Genomic DNA, 18,106 nt, shown 5'->3' on the forward strand with positions numbered 1-18,106 from the left:
GGGCCCGCTCTCACCAGCGGCCCGGCTCGCTGCCGGTGACCGGCTCGGAGGGACGCCCGTCCACGCCGACCGGCACCTCCCCGTGCAGCATCACCCGGTGCATGATCCGCGGGACGCCGAGGTGCGCGTTGTCGGCGGGCGCCAGGTGGACGGTGGCGCGGTTGTCCCAGAAGGCCACGCTGCCCGGCTCCCAGCGGAAGCGGACCGTGTACTCGGGGCGTACGGCCTGCTCCAGCAGCATCTCCAGGAGGGCCTGGCTCTCCGCGCGGGAGACGTCCTCGATCTGCTCGACGTAGTAGCCGTTGACGAAGAGCACCCGCTCGCCCGTCTCCGGGTGGACGCGCACCAGCGGGTGCACCGTGGCGATCTGACGCTCCAGCAGGTGGCGGACGTAGGCGTCGTCGCCGGGGCGCGGCTGGTAGCCGACGCCGAGCCGGTGCTCGGCGCGCAGCGTGTCGGCGAAGGCCCGGACCGGCGCCGAGAGTCCGGCGTAGGCGGCGGCCAGATCGGACCAGGTGGTGTCGCCGCCGTACGGGGGGACGCTCTCGGCGCGCAGGATCGTCGCGGCCGGGGGGTCGATCCGGGCACCGTGGTCGCAGTGCCAGCCGCGCAGCAGCGAGTGCCGGCGCCGCCGCAGCCACTCGTCGTGGTCCATGCCGAACCGGCCGCCCAGCTCCAGCCGGTCGGCGGTGGTCTCCACCTCCGGGACGTCCGGCGGCGAGGCGCCGCCGCGCCGGCGCAGCACCACCGGCTCGCCGAAGCGACGCGCGAAGGCGACGTGCCCGGCGTGGTCGAGGCGCTGGCCGCGGAAGAACACCACCTTCCAGCGCAGGACCGCCGCGCGGATCGCCGCGACCGCCGTCTCGTCGAGGCCGGCGGCCAGGTCCACCCCGGTGATCTCCGCCCCGATGTGTCCGGCGACGGGCCTCACCTCCAGGCCGCCCGCCGCGGTGCCGTCCGCCGTGTCCGTGTGCGTCGTCATGCGCGCTCCGCTGGTCGTCCGTCACGTACCAGGCAGATCGTGGCAGGCTTTGCGGACGGTGGCGACAGTGCCGTGTGCCGCGCGCCCGGCGGATGCCGGTACCGGCCCCGCGGCCCCGGCCGCCCTCCGACCATCGACGGGAAGGTTCCCCCACGTGACCGGCATCCCCACCTGTCCGCTCGACGACGGCACCCGGCTGCCCGCCGTCGGCCTCGGCACCTGGCCGATGGACGACGCCGAGGCGGAGCGGGCGGTGGCCGAGGGCCTGCGCCTCGGCTACCGGCTCGTCGACACGGCGGTCAACTACGACAACGAGACCGGCGTGGGCCGGGCGCTCGCGCGCAGCGGTGTGCCGCGCGAGGAGGTCGTGCTGACGACCAAGCTCCCCGGCCGCCACCACGGCTACGAGGAGACGCTCGCCTCCTTCGAGGAGTCCCGGCGGCGCCTCGGCGTGGACCGCGTCGACCTGTATCTGATCCACTGGCCGCTCCCCCGCGTCGACCGGTACGTGGAGTCGTGGCGGGCCATGCTCAAGCTCCGTGACGAGGGCCTGGTGGGCTCGGTGGGCGTCTCCAACTTCGCCCGGGAGCACATCGAGCGGCTGGAGCGGGAGACGGGCGTGCTGCCGTCCGTCAACCAGATCGAGCTGCATCCGCTCTTCCCGCAGCCTGAGCTGCGGGAGTTCCACGCCGCCAAGGGCATCCGCACCGAGAGCTGGAGCCCGCTGGGCCGCGGTCCCGCGGTGCTGGAGGACCCGTCGGTGGTCGCGGTGGCGCGGGAGCTCGGGGTGACGCCCGCCCAGGCCGTGCTGCGCTGGCACATCCAGCTCGGCGCGCTGCCCCTGCCGAAGTCGTCGGACCCGGGACGGCAGCGGGAGAACCTGGACGTCTTCGGGTTCACCCTGGACCAGGACCAGCTGGACGCGCTCACCCACGAGAAGCCGCGGCGCCTCGGCGGGGCCCCCGAGACGCACGAGGAGTTCTGAGGCGCACGAGGAGTACCCCCGGCGCGCGGGTCGGCCGGCGCGCCGGGGGTACCCGGGCCGGGCGGATCCGGCGGACAGGTGCGAGGATCCGGCGACAGGTGCGAGGAGGCCCCGTGAGCAGGGACGAACGGCTCGGGGAGTACCGCGGCAGGCGTGACTTCGGGCGGACCCGGGAGCCCTCGGGCGGCCGGGCGGGCTCCGGACCCGCTCCCCGCTTCGTGGTGCAGATCCACGACGCCCGCCGGATGCACTTCGACTTCCGGCTCCAGGTGGGCGACGTGCTCCGGTCCTGGTCGGTGCCGAAGGGCCCCTCCGACGACCCGCACGACAAGCGGCTCGCGGTGCCCACGGAGGACCATCCGCTGGAGTACGAGGACTTCGAGGGCGTCATCCCCCGGGGGGAGTACGGCGGCGGCACGGTGATCGTCTGGGACCGGGGCACCTACGAGCCGCTGAGCCACGACCGCCGGGGGCGTCCGGTCGACTTCGCCGCGTCGCTGGAGCACGGGCACGCCACGTTCCGGCTGCACGGCGCGAAGCTGCACGGCACGTACGCCCTGACCCGGTTCCGGGGCGACGACGAGGACGCCTGGCTGCTGGTGAAGAAGGACGAGGGCCGGGCGGCGGCGCACGGCACCCCCGACCCGCGCCGGGCCCGCTCGGTGCGCACCGGCCGCACCCTGGCCCAGGTCGCCGCGGACGGCGGCGCGGAGTGAATGGGACCCGCGGCCCCGCGCCCGGTCCGGGCGTCAGGCGTGGCGGGCGCGCAGGGCGGCCAGGGCCCGGTCGGCGTGGGCGCGCATGCGCAGTTCGCTGCGGACCACCTCCAGGACGGAGCGGTCCCGGCCGATGACGAAGGTGGCCCGTCTGGTCGGTGCGAGGGCCAGAGCGCGCCGTACGCCGAAGCGTTCGCGCACGGTGCCGTCCGCGTCGGACAGCAGGGGCATGCCGAGGGCGTGCCGCCCGGTGAACTCCCGCTGGCGCTCCACCGGATCACCGCTGATGCCGACGGGACGCGCCCCGACGGCGGCGAACTCGGCCGCCAGGTCCCGGAAGTGGCAGGCCTCCGCCGTGCAGCCGGGGGTGAGGGCGGCCGGGTAGAAGAACAGCACCACCGGGCCCTCGGCGAGCAGTCCGGACAGGGTCCGCGTGGTCCCGCTCTCGTCCGGCAGCGCGAAGTCCTCGACGGTGTCGCCGCGGCGCGGCGCGCCCTGCCCGTTCACGCGGCGCGCCCCGCGCCCTTGGCGACGCTGCGCGCCCACAGCACCAGCGGGACCTGGAGGGGCAGCCGCCCGTAGGCCGCCGCCTTCTGCCGGGCGGGCCGGTCGCGCCAGTCCGCCGCCATCCGCACATTGGCCGGGAAGACCCCGACGAAGAACGCGGCGGCGGCCAGCGCGGCGGCCTTGCGGGTGCGGGGCACGGCCAGGCCGGCGGCCAGCGCGAACTCGGCGACGGCGCTGGCATAGGTCCAGGTGCGCGGTGCGCCGGGCAGGGCGCGCGGGACGATGGCGTCGAACTGGCGGGGCGAGGCGAAGTGGGCGGTCCCCGCGGTGGCCAGCAGAGCGGCGAGCAGCAGGGGTGAGCGTTCGGACCGGGGCACGGTTCCTCCTCCGAAGACCAGCGGCGGACCTGAGGCAGCTCCGCGGCGCGATCCTACTGGAGAGTAAGTACGACTGGGGAGAGGCCCCCGATCAGGGGAATGCGCGCGGCGTCCGGCGTGGCGCACGGCCCGCCCGTCGACATCTCAGCCGTGACCCTGCCGCTGATCGCGCCCATGCTCGCCACCCCCGGCACCCTGCCGCCCGCCGCCCAGGACGCGCGCTGGGCGTACGAGACCAAGCAGGACGGGCAGCGCGCGGTGGCCTATCTGCCCGGCGACGGCAGCCTGCTGCTGCGGGCCCGCTCGGGCGAGGACATCACGGCCGCCTACCCCGAGCTGGCGCCGCTGGGCCGCGCGCTGGGCACCGTCCCGGCGGTCCTGGACGGCGAGGTGCTGGCCCTGGACGAGCGGGGCCGGGCCAGCTTCCAGCTGCTCCAGGGGCGGATGGGGCTGGCCCACGCGCCCGCGCTGGCCGCGCGCCGTGCCGCGCGCGTCCCCGTCCACCTGGTGCTCTTCGACGTCCTGCACCTGGACGGGCGGCCGCTGCTCGCGCTGCCCTACACCCGGCGCCGCGAGCGGCTGGAGGCGCTCGGGCTGCACGGCCCGTACTGGTCCACGCCCGCCGCCGTGGCCGGCCACGGGGCCCGCGCCCTGGCCGCCACCCGGGAGCACGGCCTGGAGGGGCTGGTCTGCAAGCGGCTGGACTCGGTGTACGAGCCCGGGGTGCGCTCCCGGGCCTGGATCAAGATCCGCAACATGCGCGGCGAGGACGTGCTGGTGGGCGGCTGGCTGCCCGGCAAGGGGCGGCTGACGGGGCTGCCGGGCGCGGTGCTGGTGGGGCAGCGCGGCGGGGGGCGGCTGCGCTGGGTCGGCCGGGTGGGCACCGGCTGGAGCGAGGCCGAGCGGGCGGAGCTGGCCGGGCTGCTCGCGGGCCTGGCCACCGATGTGTGCCCCTTCGACCCGGTGCCCCCGGTCCGCGGGGCGCGCTGGGTGCTGCCCCGGCTGGTCGGCGAGGTCCGCTACAGCGTCCGCACCCGGGCGGGCATGCTGCGCCAGCCGTCCTGGCTGCGGCTGCGCCCCGACCTGGCTCCCGAGGACGCGGCGGCCGACCTGCCGGACGACACGCGGCCGTGAGGGCCGGGCCGGGTCCGCGGCGTGCGGGCCCGGCCGAAGGTCTATCGTGTCCCGCATGTCCGCGCCCGAACTGATCCGTATCGTCTCCCGCGACTCGCCCATGGCGCTCGCTCAGGTGGAGCGTGTCCGCGCCGAGTTGGCCGCCCTGCACCCCGGTGTGCGCACCGAGGTGGTGCCGGTGAAGACCACCGGTGACAAGTGGCTCGGGGAGCTGTCGAAGGTCGAGGGCAAGGGGGCGTTCACCAAGGAGGTGGACGCGGCGCTGCTGGCCGGCGAGGCGGATCTCGCGGTGCACTGCCTGAAGGACGTGCCCGCGGACCGGCCGCTGCCCGCGGGCACCACGTTCGCCGCGTTCCTGAAGCGGGACGACGTCCGCGACGCCCTGGTCCACCCCGGCGGGCTCACCCTGGACGAGCTGCCGCCCGGCACCCGGGTCGGCACCTCGGCGGTGCGCCGGATCGCCCAGCTGGCCGCGTCCCACCCGCAACTGGTCTGTGTGCCGTTCCGCGGCAACGCCAACCGGCGGCTGGAGAAGCTGGCCGCCGGCGAGGCGGACGCGCTGCTGCTGGCCGCCTCCGGTCTGGAGCGCATCGGACGGCAGGACGTGATCACCGAGGTGCTGTCCGTGGACGCGATGATGCCGCCGGTCGGCGCGGGCGTCCTGGCCCTCCAGTGCCGCGAGGGAGACGACGCGCTGATCGAGGCCGTCAGCGGGCTCGGCGACGGCGACACCCATCGGGCGGCGAGCGCGGAACGCATGCTCCTGCATGTGCTCCAGGGGCACTGCAACAGCCCGATCGCCGGGTACGCGCACGTCGACGGCGGCGGGGAACTCTCCCTGCGGGCCTGTGTGTTCACCCCGGACGGCAAGACCCGGCTGAACGCGCACGAGTGGGCGGGCCGGCTGGACGCGGCCACGCTGGGCACATCGGTCGCGGTGGCGCTGCTGCGGCAGGGCGCCCGCGAGATCATCGACGGCATCCCGCACTGACGTACGAGCCCGCCCCGCGCCGGGCGCGGGGCGGGTCAGCCGGTGGCGCCGGGCTCCGCCTGGTCGCGCAGGAAGACGCTGATCTGGTGGGCGAGGCCGCCCGGCCCGCCGGGGCAGGGCGCGCCGGTGCCGACGGGCGCCTCGTGCACGCCGACGCCGCCGCTCCACAGGCGGCGGTCGGTCCACTCCTCGTCCACGCGCAGCTGCACCTGGACGTCGACCTGGTGCAGGGAGTCCTCCGGGCCCGCCGCGTACAGCACGGCGGTGGCCCGGCGCAGCGGGTGGACGTCGTAGCCCTCGATGAACTGGGAGTTGCGCCAGTCCACGAACGCGCTCTCGCCGTCGGGGCCGATCCGCACGTCGATCTGGCCGTCCTCCAGGTGGACGCCGAAGTGCTTGGTGCCGCGGTTCTCGACGGTGGCCCGCACACGGAAGTACGCCAGTCCCTCGGCGGCGTCGTCCCGGCCGCGGGGCGGCTCGGCCCGTTCCAGTCGGTGGACGCGGACGCGCAGGCCGGCGTACTCGTCGTACTCCTGCCAGTCCCCGACCACGTTCGGCTCGTACACAGCGCACCTCTCGACTTCCAAGAGCTGTTTCCTATCTGTGGGCCGAGCGCACTGTCAAATGCGCGGAATGCGCGGCGGCCGGGTAATTCCGCGGCATTGACCCGTGATCAAGCCGTGCGCTGGCGGAATCCCCCGGCGGGTGATCATTTTCCCGGCCGCGGGCGTGCCGCACATCACGTCCGGCGGGGGCGGCGCGCGGCCCGCCGGTGACGGTTTCCCCCGCGCCGCCGACGACGGGCCGTCACCCCGCCGCGGTCACCGGGCCAGCCGGCCGAGCAGCGCGGAGGCCGCGGTGATGCCCGCGGCGGCGGCCAGGACGAGCACGGCGAAGTCGAGGCCGAGGTGCGCGGGGGTGCCCAGCAGCAGCCCGCGCAGGGCGTCGACCTGGTAGCTGAGCGGGTTGACCCTGCTGACCGCCTGGAGCCAGCCGGGCATCACGGCCACCGGGTACAGGGCGTTGGAGGCGAAGAACAGCGGCATGGTGATGGCCTGTCCGATGCCCATCAGCCGGTCGCGGCTGAGCACGATCCCGGCGATGGTCATGGACAGGCAGGAGAAGAACGCCGAGCCGAGGACCACGGCCGTGGCGACCCCGAGCAGCCGGAGCGGGTTCCAGGTCAGCGCCACGCCGAGCAGCGCGGCCAGCACGATGACCACGACGGCCTGGATCAGCGACTTCACCCCGGCCGCGAACGCCTTCCCGGTGACCAGCGCCGAGCGCGGGGTGGGGGTGACCAGCAGCTTGTTGAGGACGCCCGCGTCGCGCTCCCAGATGATCTGGATGCCGTAGAAGATGGCGATGAACATCGCGGACTGGGCGATGATGCCCGGGGCCATGAAGTCCAGGTAGGGCAGGCCGCCGGTGGGGATCGCGCGGATCCGGGTGAAGGTCTGGCCGAAGATCAGCAGCCAGAGGGCGGGCTGGACGGCGCGGGTGTACAGCTCGGTGCGGTCGTGGCGCAGCTTCTGGAGTTCGACCGCGCACATGGCGGCGACCCGGGCGGGCAGCAGCCGCCAGCCCGCGCGGGGCTCGGGGGGCCGCACCAGCAGGCCGATGCCGTCCGCGAAGGCGGGGTCAGCCGACCCGGTGGGCGGTGCGACGGGTGCTTCGGACATCGCGGAAATCTCCTGAACTGTCGTCGAGGCCGCTGCCGGCCACCTCGCGGAAGACGTCCTCCAGCGTGGGCGGCGCGTCCGCGGCGGGGCCGCCCTCGGCGCGGCGCCGTTCGCCCAGGCCCCGGCGCAGCTCGCCGGGGGTGCCCAGGGCGCGGATCCGGCCGCGGTGCATCAGGGCGACCCGGTCGCAGTACTGGTCGGCCTCGTCCATGTAGTGCGTGGTCACCAGGACGGTCATGCCGGTGGCGGCGCGTACGGCGTTGATGTGCTCCCACACCCCGGTGCGGGCGATCGGGTCGAGACCGATCGTCGGCTCGTCGAGGATCAGCAGGCGGGGGGCGCTGACCAGGGCCTGGGCCAGTTCGAGACGGCGGATCATGCCACCGGAGTAGGTCTTGGCCAGCCGGTCGGCGGCGTCCGTGAGGTCGACGGCGGTCAGTGCCTGGGCGACCCGCGCGGCGCGTTCGCGACGCGGCACGTCGAAGACGCGGGCGAACAGGGTGACGTTCTCCCGGCCGGTGAGGGCGGCGTCGGCGGACAGCTGCTGGGGGACGTAGCCCAGCAGCCGGCGCACGGCCATCCGGTCGCCGGCCGGGTCGTGGCCGAAGACGCGGACCATGCCGGCGGGGACCGGCAGCAGGGTGGTGACGCAGCGGATGGCGGTGGTCTTGCCGGCGCCGTTGGGTCCGAGCAGGCCGAACACCTCGCCCGGCCGCACGGCCAGGTCCAGGCCGTCGACGGCGTGGGTGCCGCCGAAGGTGTAGGTGAGCCGGGTGCAGGTGACGGCGTCGGGTGCGGCGGCGTCGCTGGTCATGGGCGGTCGCCCTCCTCGCGCAGGTTCTCGGCCAGCCGGCGCAGGGCGGGGAGCGCGGCGCGCAGCGCCTCCCGGTCGGCCTCGGGCAGCCGGTCCAGCTGGTCGCGGACCAGGGCGACGCGGCGGGCGCGCCAGTCCCGCAGCCGCGCCCCGGCGGCCTCGGTCAGCAGCAGCCGGGCGGCCCGGCGGTCGGCGGGGTCCGTCTCCCGGACCAGCTGGCCGTCCCGGACGAGCCGGTTGACCAGGGTGGAGACGGAGTTGCCCGCCAGATGCAGTTCCTTGGCCGCCTCCGAGACGCCGATGCCGGGGCGGGTCTCGACCAGGCGCAGCAGTTCGACCTCGGCGCCGCGCAGCCGGGTCACGGTCGCTCCGGCGCGCAGCCGGCGCCGGACGAGCCGCTGCACCCCGACCAGGGCGTCGGCCAGCTCCTCGGCCTGGATCTCCGGTTCCGCTTCCATGCTTCGACGTTACCTCTGTAGCAGAGGTAAGTACCGCCAAGGGCGGACCAAGACTCGGCCAAGGACACGGCGTGCCCCTTCCGGGCCGCGGGTCCAGGAGCGGGCGAGACGTGTTCATTGAAATGCGCATCATTTCCCGGGAATCAAATTCCGAAGAAGGCTCGCCCAATCGGCGGGACAATCCACCGGACACGAATGAAATCATTTCGCGACCGGCCGGATGCATACCGTCACCGCATTCGCTGAATTGTTTCGGGATCTCCGGCTTCGGGAATCCGCAATTCAGTGCTTCGGACCGGAGGCACGCCCGTGGGAGCCGACGCGCCGGGCCCCGATGTGATCCGGGCAGGATCTGCCCCGCGCCTCCCGTGGTGTCCGTCCATCCAGCACCTGCTGAGGGAGGCGCAGCGTATGCGTACCACCGGCAGAACGAAGTCCCACCCGCACGACGACGCCCCCGACACGGCGGCGGCCTTCGAGCGGCTCGCGGGACTGCCCGCGGGAGCGGAGCGCAAGGCGCTGCGCGACGAGCTGGTCCAGGTGTGGCTGCCGATGGCCGAGCGGATCGCGGTCCGCTTCCGGGGCCGCGGCGAGGCACTGGAGGATCTGTACCAGGTGGCGGCGCTCGGCCTGGTCAAGGCCGTCGACCACTACGATCCGGCGCGCGGCTACGCGTTCGAGGCGTATGCCGTGCCGACCGTCACCGGTGAGATCAAGCGGCACTTCCGCGATCACATGTGGACGCTGCACGTGCCGCGCCGGGTCCAGGACCTGCGCAACCGGGTGCGCCGCGCGGCCAAGGAACTGGCCCAGACGACGCCGGGCCGCTCCCCCACCGTCGCGGAGATCGCCGAGTACACCGACCTGAGCGTCGAGGACGTCCGCACCGGCATGGAGGCCCTGGACTGCTTCGCCGCGCTGTCGCTGGAGGCGGAGGTGCCGGGCACCGACGGGTACGCGCTCGGCGACGGCCTGGGCGAGGCCGACGCGCGCTACGACCTGGTGGTGGACCGGGTGGCCGTACGGCCCTGTCTGCAGGCGCTGCCCGAGCGTGAGCGCATGATCCTCTATCTGCGGTTCTTCCGGGGCATGACGCAGAGCCGGATCGCCCAGCAGCTCGGCATCTCGCAGATGCATGTCTCCCGGCTGCTCAGCGGGTGCTTCGCCCAGCTGCGCGAGGAGCTGCTCGCCGAGGCCGGCTGACGCCCGCCGACGCCCGTCCGGTGCCGTTTCGGCGGCACGCGGGGGGTACTCGGCAGGCGCCCTCGGGGGTTCCGGTCGGACACTGGTGTGAGACCGGTGGCCACCGGCCGACGAGACCAGGACGTGCCATGAACCACGACACGACACCCGCCGGACCCACGACCGGCGTCGTCTCCACGCACACGGTGTGCGGCGCGCCCTGCTGGGTCAGCCTGACCAGCCGGGACCTGGAGACCACGGAGGAGTTCTACTCGGCCCTGCTGGGCTGGGAGTGGCGTTCGGCCAAGCTCGGCGACCGCTTCCGCATCGCGCTCGCCGACGGCGCCCCGGTCGCCGGGATCGCGGCGGTGGCGTCCATGTGGCAGATGGCCGTGGCCTGGACCCCGTACTTCGCGGTACCGAGCGCCGACCGGGCGGTCTCGCGGGTGCAGGAGCGCGGCGGCACCTCGGCGGTCGGCCCGATCTCGCTGCCGCCCGGCCGGGCCGCGCTGCTGGCGGACCGGGACGGCGCGACCTTCGGGATCTGGGAGGGCGAGCTGTTCACCGACTGGGAGACCTGGCGCAAGGCCGCGCCGGCCTACATCCGGCTGCACACCCGGGACGCGTTCGACGCCGCCATCTTCTACGGCGAGGTCCTGGACTGGGCGACGGAGCGGCCCGGCTGCTGCGAGGTCCGCTACGAGGGCGACGAGGTGGTCCTGCGCAGCCACGGCGAGGTGGTGGCGCGGATCGAGTCCGGTGCGCTGGAGGCGGCCCCCGATCCCACCATCCGGCCGCACTGGCAGATCCACTTCCGGGTGGCGGACGTGGCCGTCTGCGCCAGGACGGCGGAGAGCCACGGCGGCAGTGTGCTGCGCGAGGGCGCCCAGGAGGCCGTGCTGCGCGATCCGGACGGGGCGCAGTTCACGGTGACCTCCCGCAGGGAGGCCTGAACAGGTACGGCCCGCCGCCCCGCCCCCGGTGACTTCCGGGGCGGGGCGGCGGGCGTACGGCGTCAGCGGGCCGTGCGCGGGGGCCGGGTGAGCAGGACCAGGCTGCGGGACTCGACGCGCAGGTCGCCGCCGGGCTTGTGCTCGGCCTCGTCCGGGGGGCCCTGCGGCTCGGCGGTGTCGACGACCGTGGTCCAGCGCTCCCCGTGGGCCGGGCCGGGCAGCCGGAAGTCGACCGGTTCCCAGTAGCCGTTGAGCAGCAGCAGGAACGAGTCGTCGACCACGGGCCGGCCCTGCGGGTCGGGCTCGGCGATGGCGTCGCCGTTGAGGAAGACCATGACGGAGTGCGCGTCCGAGCGCTGCCAGTCCTCCTCGGCCATCGCGCGGCCGTCCGGCAGCATCCACACCAGGTCGGGCAGCGGCTGGTCGTCGCGGGTGGCCGTCTCGCCCTGGAAGAAGCGGCGGCGGCGCAGCACCGGGTGGGCGGTGCGCAGGCCGATGACCTGCCGGGTGAAGTCCGCCAGGTCCCGCTGCTCGCGGGTGAGCCGCCAGTCGATCCAGGAGACCTCGTTGTCCTGGCAGTAGGCGTTGTTGTTGCCGCCCTGGGTGCGGCCCAGTTCGTCGCCGTGGCACAGCATGGGGATGCCCTGCGAGAGCAGCAGGGTGGCGATGAAGTTGCGCTGCTGGCGGGCGCGCAGCTCGCGCACCGCCGGGTCGCGGCTGTCGCCCTCGGCCCCGCAGTTCCAGGACCGGTTGGAGTTCTCGCCGTCCCGGTTGTCCTCGCCGTTGGCGTCGTTGTGCTTGTCGTTGTACGACACCAGGTCGCGCAGGGTGAAACCGTCGTGCGCGGTCACGAAGTTGACGCTGGCGCGGGGGCGGCGCCGGTTGTGGGCGTACAGGTCGGAGGAGCCGGTCAGCCGGGAGGCGAAGTCGCCCAGCGTGTGTTCCTCGCCGCGCCAGAAGTCCCGTACGGCGTCCCGGTACAGGCCGTTCCACTCCGACCACAGCGGCGGGAAGTTGCCCACCTGGTAGCCGCCCTCGCCCACGTCCCACGGTTCGGCGATCAGCTTCACCCGGCTGATCACCGGGTCCTGCTGGATCAGATCGAAGAACGCGGAGAGCCGGTCCACCTCGTGGAACTGCCGCGCCAGGGTGGCCGCCAGGTCGAAGCGGAAGCCGTCCACATGCATCTCGGTGACCCAGTAGCGCAGCGAGTCCATGATCAGCTGGAGCACGTAGGGGTGGCGCATCAGCAGGCTGTTGCCGGTGCCCGTGGTGTCGTAGTAGTGCGCGAAGTCGCCGTCGACCAGGCGGTAGTACGAGGCGTTGTCGATGCCGCGGAAGGACAGCGTCGGGCCGTTCTCGTTGCCCTCGGCGGTGTGGTTGTAGACCACGTCGAGGATCACTTCGAGGCCGGCCTCGTGCAGCGCCTTGACCATCGACTTGAACTCGGCGACCTGCCCGCCGCGGGTGCCGTGGGCGGCGTAGTCGTTGTGCGGGGCGAAGAAGCCGATCGTGTTGTAGCCCCAGTAGTTGGACAGGCCCCGGCCCTGGAGCACCCCGTCGTGCACGAACTGGTGCACCGGCATCAGCTCCACGGCCGTCACGCCCAGCGAGGTCAGGTGCTCGACGACGGCGGGGTGCGCGAGGCCGGCGTAGGTGCCGCGCAGCTCGGGCGGGACGTCGGGGTGGGTGCGGGTCAGGCCGCGCACATGGGCCTCGTAGATCACCGTGTCGGCGTAGGCCCGCCGGGGCGGCCGGTCGCCGCCCCAGTCGAAGGCCGGGTCGGTGACCACGCCGAGCAGGGTGTGTCCGGCGCTGTCGGCCGGGTCGGGTCCGTGCGGGGCCCGCTCGTAGAGCGAGGGGTGGTCGTCCATCCGCCCGTCCACCGCCCTGGCGTACGGGTCCAGCAGCAGTTTCTTCGGGTTGCAGCGGTGGCCGGCCGCCGGGTGCCAGGGGCCGTGCACCCGGTAGCCGTAGCGCTGGCCGGGGCCGACGCCCGGCAGATAGCCGTGCCAGACGAAGCCGTCGGCCTCGGTCAGCGGCACCGTCCGGTGGGTGCCCGCGTCGTCCACGAGGACCAGCTCCACCTGGTCGGCGACCTCGCTGAACAGGGCGAAGTTGGTGCCCTCGCCGTCGTAGGCGGCCCCCAGCGGATAGGGGTACCCGCTCCACACGGGCACGGGCACCCCCTTTGCGCGGCTGGTGCGCCGGGTCACCGGGCCCCCTCCAGGACGGCCTCGGGGCCGGTCAGCGCGGAGGCGAGCGCGGCGACGGCCAGCTCGCGGGGCGGCTTCAGGCCCTCGCGCAGGGTCGGGGCCGGCGCCTTGGCGACCAGCGGGACACGCACCCCGGCGCGGGCCCGCTGCGAGAACCAGATGACCTTGCTCCCGGTCTCGGCGGCGCAGCAGCCCCAGCCGTCGCTGGTCGCCGCGATGCGCGCCAGACAGGTGCGCAGGTCCTGGTCGGGGCGCAGGTCGTGGTTGTTCTCCCCGACCGCGGTGATGAGGTGCTGGCCGGTCCACCACATCTCGATGGAGGTGTGCTTGTCCCGGGCGTGCTCGTCGATGGCGTTCAGCAGCATCTCGGCGCCGCCGCACACGGGTTCGACGAGGTCCTCCAGATCCCAGAGCCGGAGGTGGGCGGCCAGGATGCGCCTGACCTGTCCGACCCGTTCCGGGCTGACTTCCACGTCGAGGTGGTAGTAGCAGGGCACTGCGGTCTTCATCGTCCTTGGCTCCTCACCGGCGGGGCCCGCGCTCCCTGTCCCGCCTTTGCGGACCGGACCCCCGAGCACGAAGCGTGAGCGTTTGTTGCCTCTGAGTCAGAACCACAGTGCGGGCGCTACGCCATTCGTGCAACACGAGCGGACGGCGCGGGCCGGCGAGACCGCGGGACCGGGCGGGTGACCTGGTTGAAGATCCAACAGGACGCTGTGTCGTTGAACGTGCACCATGAGTGAAAGTCTCGAGCGCCGTGAACGGGACCGCGTGCCTTCGCGTGCGCGGTCACCGCCCCGACCGTCGGGGAAACGTGCCCATCGAGCGCTCCCGAAAGGTGAACAGCGCCATGCTGCTACCCGCCAAAGCCGAAGTCGCCCGGCATCTGCGGCGCTACCGGGTGTGGGAACGCGCGATGCTCGCGTCGCCCGACGACCGCAGGGTCCGGGCCACCTTCGAGGATTCGGGCTACACGCTGTGCGTGCTGATGGGCAAGCGCTGCGCGCGGGAGGCGGCGGACGCCGCGGAGCGGTACCTGCGCACGAACCTGGGCACCTATCTGCGGGAGCAGGGCGCCGCCCGGCCGCACGTGGGCGCCCTGGCGCGCCGGGGCCGCGGCGCGGCGAAGGACCGCGGTCCGGCGGAGGAACGGTGGTCCGCGGCGGAGCGGAGGGCGCCGCAGGAGCCCCGGCCCGCGGCGGACCGGCGCTCCCGGGCAGGGGCGTAGGGGACGCGGCCGTACGCCGTCCCGGGCGGCGGTCCCGGACGGCGGCACCGCCGCACGACGTACCGAGCAGTACCTGGTTCCCGGCCGGGCGCGAGCCCGGCCTCAAGCACGGTGGAGGTGACACCCATGAGTACGACTCCGAGTCATGCACCGGCCGTCGGCCGCATCCCCGTACGGGATGTGCGCCCGGCCGTGGAGAGCGGCAGGCGCCCGGCCAAGGCGGTGGTGGGCGAGACGTTCCAGGTCACCGCCACCGTGTTCGGCGAGGGGCACGACGCGGTCGCGGCGAACGTGGTGCTGTGCGATCCGGCGGGCCGGCCGGGGCCGTGGACGCCGATGCGCGAGCTGGCCCCGGGCACCGACCGCTGGGGCGCCGAGGTCACCCCGACCGCGACCGGCCGCTGGACCTACCACGTCGAGGCATGGGCCGACCCCGTCACCACCTGGCGGCGGCACGCCCAGATCAAGGTCCCGGCCGGGATCGACGCGGGGCTGGTGCTGGAGGAGGGCGCGGAACTGCACACCAGGGCGGCCGAAGGGGTGCCCGAGGGGCCGGAACGGGACACCCTGCTTGCCGCCGTCCGGGTGATGGACGACGACTCGCTGCCGGTGATGACCCGGCTGTCGGCGGCGTTGACGCCGGAGGTGGACGCGGTCCTGGCCCGCCATCCCCTGCGCGACCTGGTCACCGCCTCCCAGCCGCTCCCGCTCCAGGTCGAACGCGAACGCGCCCTCTACAGCGCCTGGTACGAGTTCTTCCCCCGCTCCGAAGGCACCCCCGACCAGCCCCACGGCACCCTGCGCACCGCCGAACGCCGCCTGCCCGCCATCGCCGCCATGGGCTTCGACGTCGTCTACCTCCCCCCCGTCCACCCCATCGGCACCACCCACCGCAAAGGCCCCGACAACACCCTCACCGCCGGCCCCCACGACGTCGGCGTCCCCTGGGCCATCGGCTCACCCGAAGGCGGCCACGACACCGTCCACCCCCGCCTGGGCACCCTCGACGACTTCGATCACTTCACCGCGCCGCGCCCGCGAACTCGGCCTCGAAGTCGCCCTCGACCTCGCCCTCCAGTGCTCCCCCGACCACCCCTGGGTCCACAAACACCCCCAGTGGTTCCACCACCGCCCCGACGGCACCATCGCCCACGCCGAGAACCCCCCCAAGAAATACCAGGACATCCACCCCCTGGCCTTCGACACCGACATGGACGGCCTCGTCACCGAGACCGTCCGCATCGTCCGCCACTGGATGCACCACGGCGTCCGCATCTTCCGCGTCGACAACCCCCACACCAAACCCGTCGCCTTCTGGGAACGCGTCCTCGGCGACATCAACACCACCGACCCCGACGTCATCTTCCTCGCCGAGGCCTTCACCCGCCCCGCGATGATGCACACCCTCGCCCAGATCGGCTTCCAGCAGTCCTACACCTACTTCACCTGGCGCACCACGAAACAGGAACTCACCGACTACCTCACCGAGCTGTCGGGCGAGGCGGCCGCCTACATGCGCCCCAACCTCTTCCCCAACACCCCCGACATCCTCCACGCCTACCTCCAGCACGGCGGCCGCCCCGCCTTCGAGGTCCGCGCCGTCCTCGCCGCCACCCTCTCCCCCTCCTGGGGCATCTACAGCGGCTACGAACTCTGCGAGAACACCCCCCTCACACAGGGCGGCGAGGAATACGTCCACTCCGAGAAATACCAGCTCAGACCACGCGACTGGGACACCGCCGAACGCGAGGGCCGCACCATCACCCCCCTCATCACCCGCCTCAACGACATCCGGCGCCGCCACCCCGCCCTGCACCACCTGCGCAATCTGCGCTTCCACCCGACCCGACAACGACGCCGTGCTCGCCTACAGCAAGACCACCGGCGCGGACACGGTCGTCGTGGTGGTCAACCTCGATCCGCACCACACCCAGGAGGCCACGGTCTCGTTGGACATGCGGCGCCTCGGCCCGGACGTCCCGGCGTCCCTGTCCGTGCACGACGAACTGACGGGTGAGACCTACCGCTGGGGCACGGCCAACTACGTGCGGCTCGATCCCGGGCACCGGCCCGCCCACGTGCTCCATGTCCAGCGTCCGACCACCCCGCAGACCGGAAGGCCCGCCGCGCCATGACAGTCAACGAGCCCGTCCCGGACATCTTCGAGGACGCCCCGGCCAGGGACCGCGACCCGGAGTGGTTCAAGCGCGCCGTCTTCTACGAGGTCCTGGTCCGCTCCTTCCAGGACAGCAACGGCGACGGCATCGGCGACCTGAAGGGCCTGACCGCCAAACTGGACTACCTCCAGTGGCTCGGCGTGGACTGCCTCTGGCTCCCGCCGTTCTTCAAGTCACCGCTGAGAGACGGCGGTTACGACGTCTCCGACTACACCGCCGTCCTCCCCGACTTCGGCGACCTCGCCGACTTCGTCGAGTTCGTCGACGCCGCCCACCAGCGCGGCATGCGCGTCATCATCGACTTCGTCATGAACCACACCAGCGACCAGCACCCCTGGTTCCAGGAGTCGCGCAAGGACCCCGACGGGCCCTACGGCGACTTCTACGTGTGGGCCGACGACGACACGGGCTACGCGGAGGCCCGGGATCATCTTCGTGGACACCGAGGCGTCCAACTGGACCTTCGACCCGGTGCGCGGCAAGTACTACTTCCACCGCTTCTTCTCGCACCAGCCCGATCTGAACTACGAGAACCCCGCGGTCCAGGAGGAGATCCTGGCCGCGCTGCGTTTCTGGCTGGATCTCGGCATCGACGGATTCCGGCTGGACGCGGTGCCCTACCTCTACGCCCAGGAGGGCACCAACTGCGAGAACCTCCCGGCGACCCACGCGTTCCTGAAACGGGTGCGCAAGGAGATCGACCAGATGTATCCGGACACGGTGATCCTCGCGGAGGCGAACCAGTGGCCGGAGGACGTGGTCGACTACTTCGGCGACTACAGCGCCGGCGGCGACGAGTGCCACATGGCGTTCCACTTCCCGGTGATGCCGAGGATCTTCATGGCGGTGCGGCGCGAGAGCCGCTACCCGGTCTCGGAGATCCTGGCGAAGACCCCGGCGATCCCCGCGCACTGCCAGTGGGGGATCTTCCTGCGCAACCACGACGAGCTGACCCTGGAGATGGTCACCGACGAGGAACGCGACTACATGTGGGCCGAGTACGCCAAGGACCCCCGCATGCGCGCCAACATCGGCATCCGCCGCCGCCTCGCCCCCCTCCTGGACAACGACCGCAACCAGATCGAACTCTTCACCGCCCTGCTCCTGTCCCTGCCCGGCAGCCCGATCCTCTACTACGGCGACGAGATCGGCATGGGCGACAACATCTGGCTCGGCGACCGCGACGCCGTACGCACCCCCATGCAGTGGACCCCCGACCGCAACGCCGGCTTCTCCTCCAGCGACCCCGGCCGCCTCTACCTCCCCACGATCATGGACCCCGTCTACGGCTACCAGGTCACCAACGTCGAGGCCTCCATGTCCTCCCCCTCCTCGCTGCTGCACTGGACCCGCCGCATGATCGAGATCCGCAAGCAGAACCCCGCCTTCGGACTCGGCACCTACACCGAACTCACCTCCTCCAACCCCGCCGTCCTCGCCTTCCTCCGCGAAGCCCCCCCGAACGGAGAAGGAGACGACGACCTCGTGCTGTGCGTGCACAACTTCTCCCGCTTCGCCCAGCCCACCGAACTGGATCTCAGCGCCTACGACGGACGGCACCCGGTGGAACTGATCGGCGGCGTCCGGTTCCCCGCCATCGGCGAACTCCCCTATCTGCTGACCCTGGCGGGACACGGCTTCTACTGGTTCCGGCTCAGCAGAGCCGCATCCCGGATCGGCCGACGAGTCTGACCGTGGCCGAGA

The 18,106-nt window shown here is 73.1% G+C and carries 16 protein-coding genes and 2 pseudogenes; 9 read left to right on the forward strand and 9 right to left on the reverse strand.

The genetic code is table 11. From position 1 onward, the window contains the following. Nucleotides 1–10: 10 nt before the first annotated feature. Nucleotides 11–982, reverse strand: a complete 972-nt coding sequence (locus R4Z62_RS02280) for a TauD/TfdA dioxygenase family protein (RefSeq protein ID WP_385504801.1) — start codon at nt 980–982, stop codon at nt 11–13. A 154-nt stretch (nt 983–1,136) separates the two neighbouring features. On the opposite strand from R4Z62_RS02280, the gene R4Z62_RS02285 reads away from it, so the two are divergent. Both R4Z62_RS02285 and R4Z62_RS02290 read left to right on the forward strand, forming a co-directional pair. Continuing rightward, on the forward strand, nt 1,137–1,967 hold the full coding sequence (locus R4Z62_RS02285) for an aldo/keto reductase (RefSeq protein WP_385504803.1): 831 nt from the start codon (nt 1,137–1,139) through the stop codon (nt 1,965–1,967). Between the two features lie 113 nt (nt 1,968–2,080). Then, the gene (locus tag R4Z62_RS02290; protein WP_064531160.1) at nt 2,081–2,683 is read left to right on the forward strand and encodes a DNA polymerase ligase N-terminal domain-containing protein; all 603 of its coding nucleotides are present in this window, start codon (nt 2,081–2,083) and stop codon (nt 2,681–2,683) included. A gap of 33 nt (nt 2,684–2,716) precedes the next feature. Here R4Z62_RS02290 and R4Z62_RS02295 read toward each other — a convergent pair whose 3' ends face one another. Both R4Z62_RS02295 and R4Z62_RS02300 read right to left on the reverse strand, forming a co-directional pair. Beyond that, nucleotides 2,717–3,190 (reverse strand): peroxiredoxin, encoded by a 474-nt coding sequence (locus tag R4Z62_RS02295; RefSeq protein ID WP_385504805.1) that lies wholly within the window; start codon nt 3,188–3,190, stop codon nt 2,717–2,719. Next, the gene (locus tag R4Z62_RS02300; protein ID WP_382849687.1) at nt 3,187–3,567 is read right to left on the reverse strand and encodes a DoxX family protein; all 381 of its coding nucleotides are present in this window, start codon (nt 3,565–3,567) and stop codon (nt 3,187–3,189) included. The genes R4Z62_RS02295 and R4Z62_RS02300 overlap by 4 nt, the downstream gene beginning before the upstream one ends. Before the next feature lie 99 nt (nt 3,568–3,666). On the opposite strand from R4Z62_RS02300, the gene R4Z62_RS02305 reads away from it, so the two are divergent. Beyond that, complete coding sequence (locus tag R4Z62_RS02305) at nt 3,667–4,701, forward strand: ATP-dependent DNA ligase (RefSeq protein WP_443069694.1); 1,035 nt, start codon at nt 3,667–3,669, stop codon at nt 4,699–4,701. A 55-nt stretch (nt 4,702–4,756) separates the two neighbouring features. Then, entirely contained in the window at nt 4,757–5,692 is a 936-nt protein-coding gene (hemC, locus tag R4Z62_RS02310; protein WP_064531163.1) for a hydroxymethylbilane synthase, read from the forward strand. Nucleotides 5,693–5,727: 35 nt separating this feature from the next. On the opposite strand, the gene R4Z62_RS02315 is transcribed toward hemC, so the two are convergent. The 4 genes from R4Z62_RS02315 to R4Z62_RS02330 all read right to left on the reverse strand — a co-directional run bounded on the left by R4Z62_RS02315 (nt 5,728) and on the right by R4Z62_RS02330 (nt 8,646). Beyond that, nucleotides 5,728–6,258: a hypothetical protein gene (locus R4Z62_RS02315; protein ID WP_064531164.1), complete on the reverse strand. Its 531-nt coding sequence runs from the start codon at nt 6,256–6,258 to the stop codon at nt 5,728–5,730. Nucleotides 6,259–6,513: 255 nt separating this feature from the next. After that, nucleotides 6,514–7,374 (reverse strand): ABC transporter permease, encoded by an 861-nt coding sequence (locus R4Z62_RS02320; protein ID WP_064531165.1) that lies wholly within the window; start codon nt 7,372–7,374, stop codon nt 6,514–6,516. Continuing rightward, nucleotides 7,334–8,188, reverse strand: coding sequence for an ABC transporter ATP-binding protein (locus tag R4Z62_RS02325; RefSeq protein WP_064531166.1), 855 nt, complete (start codon nt 8,186–8,188; stop codon nt 7,334–7,336). Before R4Z62_RS02325 ends, R4Z62_RS02320 begins: the two co-directional genes overlap by 41 nt. Continuing rightward, a complete protein-coding gene (locus R4Z62_RS02330) occupies nt 8,185–8,646 on the reverse strand; it encodes a MarR family winged helix-turn-helix transcriptional regulator (protein ID WP_064531167.1) in 462 nt (153 codons plus the stop codon). Before R4Z62_RS02330 ends, R4Z62_RS02325 begins: the two co-directional genes overlap by 4 nt. A 411-nt stretch (nt 8,647–9,057) precedes the next feature. Here R4Z62_RS02330 and R4Z62_RS02335 point away from each other — a divergent pair, with 411 nt between their 5' ends. Together R4Z62_RS02335 and R4Z62_RS02340 are read left to right on the forward strand one after the other, a co-directional pair. After that, nucleotides 9,058–9,849 carry an RNA polymerase sigma factor SigF gene (locus R4Z62_RS02335; RefSeq protein ID WP_064531168.1) on the forward strand — a complete coding sequence of 264 codons (792 nt, stop codon included), beginning with the start codon at nt 9,058–9,060 and terminating at the stop codon, nt 9,847–9,849. A 128-nt stretch (nt 9,850–9,977) separates the two neighbouring features. After that, the gene (locus R4Z62_RS02340; protein WP_064531169.1) at nt 9,978–10,781 is read left to right on the forward strand and encodes a VOC family protein; all 804 of its coding nucleotides are present in this window, start codon (nt 9,978–9,980) and stop codon (nt 10,779–10,781) included. Nucleotides 10,782–10,843: 62 nt separating this feature from the next. Here R4Z62_RS02340 and glgX read toward each other — a convergent pair whose 3' ends face one another. Further along, the gene (glgX, locus tag R4Z62_RS02345) at nt 10,844–12,997 is read right to left on the reverse strand and encodes a glycogen debranching protein GlgX (RefSeq protein ID WP_064531170.1); all 2,154 of its coding nucleotides are present in this window, start codon (nt 12,995–12,997) and stop codon (nt 10,844–10,846) included. Beyond that, entirely contained in the window at nt 12,994–13,506 is a 513-nt protein-coding gene (locus tag R4Z62_RS02350; RefSeq protein WP_064531171.1) for a hypothetical protein, read from the reverse strand. Before R4Z62_RS02350 ends, glgX begins: the two co-directional genes overlap by 4 nt. 341 nt (nt 13,507–13,847) lie before the next feature. On the opposite strand from R4Z62_RS02350, the gene R4Z62_RS02355 reads away from it, so the two are divergent. From R4Z62_RS02355 to treS, 3 genes and pseudogenes are all read left to right on the forward strand, one after another. Next, nucleotides 13,848–14,225 (forward strand): DUF5133 domain-containing protein, encoded by a 378-nt coding sequence (locus tag R4Z62_RS02355; protein ID WP_064531172.1) that lies wholly within the window; start codon nt 13,848–13,850, stop codon nt 14,223–14,225. Nucleotides 14,226–14,351: 126 nt separating this feature from the next. Next, a pseudogene (locus R4Z62_RS02360) lies at nt 14,352–16,360 on the forward strand (alpha-1,4-glucan--maltose-1-phosphate maltosyltransferase). Then, nucleotides 16,357–18,094 (forward strand): annotated as a pseudogene (treS, locus tag R4Z62_RS02365) (maltose alpha-D-glucosyltransferase). Before R4Z62_RS02360 ends, treS begins: the two co-directional pseudogenes overlap by 4 nt. The last annotated feature ends 12 nt before the right edge of the window (nt 18,095–18,106 follow it).

The sequence above is a fragment of the Streptomyces sp. PL-25 genome (assembly GCF_058344915.1).

Bases quoted from the DNA above. Each gene is read 5' to 3' on its own strand.
- R4Z62_RS02350 (WP_064531171.1), bottom strand. From the start codon at position 13,506: ATGAAGACCGCAGTGCCCTGCTACTACCACCTCGACGTGGAAGTCAGC.
- R4Z62_RS02280 (WP_385504801.1), bottom strand. From the start codon at position 982: ATGACGACGCACACGGACACGGCGGACGGCACCGCGGCGGGCGGCCTG.
- R4Z62_RS02355 (WP_064531172.1), top strand. From the start codon at position 13,848: ATGCTGCTACCCGCCAAAGCCGAAGTCGCCCGGCATCTGCGGCGCTAC.
- R4Z62_RS02325 (WP_064531166.1), bottom strand. From the start codon at position 8,188: ATGACCAGCGACGCCGCCGCACCCGACGCCGTCACCTGCACCCGGCTC.
- R4Z62_RS02335 (WP_064531168.1), top strand. From the start codon at position 9,058: ATGCGTACCACCGGCAGAACGAAGTCCCACCCGCACGACGACGCCCCC.
- R4Z62_RS02340 (WP_064531169.1), top strand. From the start codon at position 9,978: ATGAACCACGACACGACACCCGCCGGACCCACGACCGGCGTCGTCTCC.
- hemC (WP_064531163.1), top strand. From the start codon at position 4,757: ATGTCCGCGCCCGAACTGATCCGTATCGTCTCCCGCGACTCGCCCATG.
- R4Z62_RS02320 (WP_064531165.1), bottom strand. From the start codon at position 7,374: ATGTCCGAAGCACCCGTCGCACCGCCCACCGGGTCGGCTGACCCCGCC.
- R4Z62_RS02330 (WP_064531167.1), bottom strand. From the start codon at position 8,646: ATGGAAGCGGAACCGGAGATCCAGGCCGAGGAGCTGGCCGACGCCCTG.
- R4Z62_RS02305 (WP_443069694.1), top strand. From the start codon at position 3,667: ATGCGCGCGGCGTCCGGCGTGGCGCACGGCCCGCCCGTCGACATCTCA.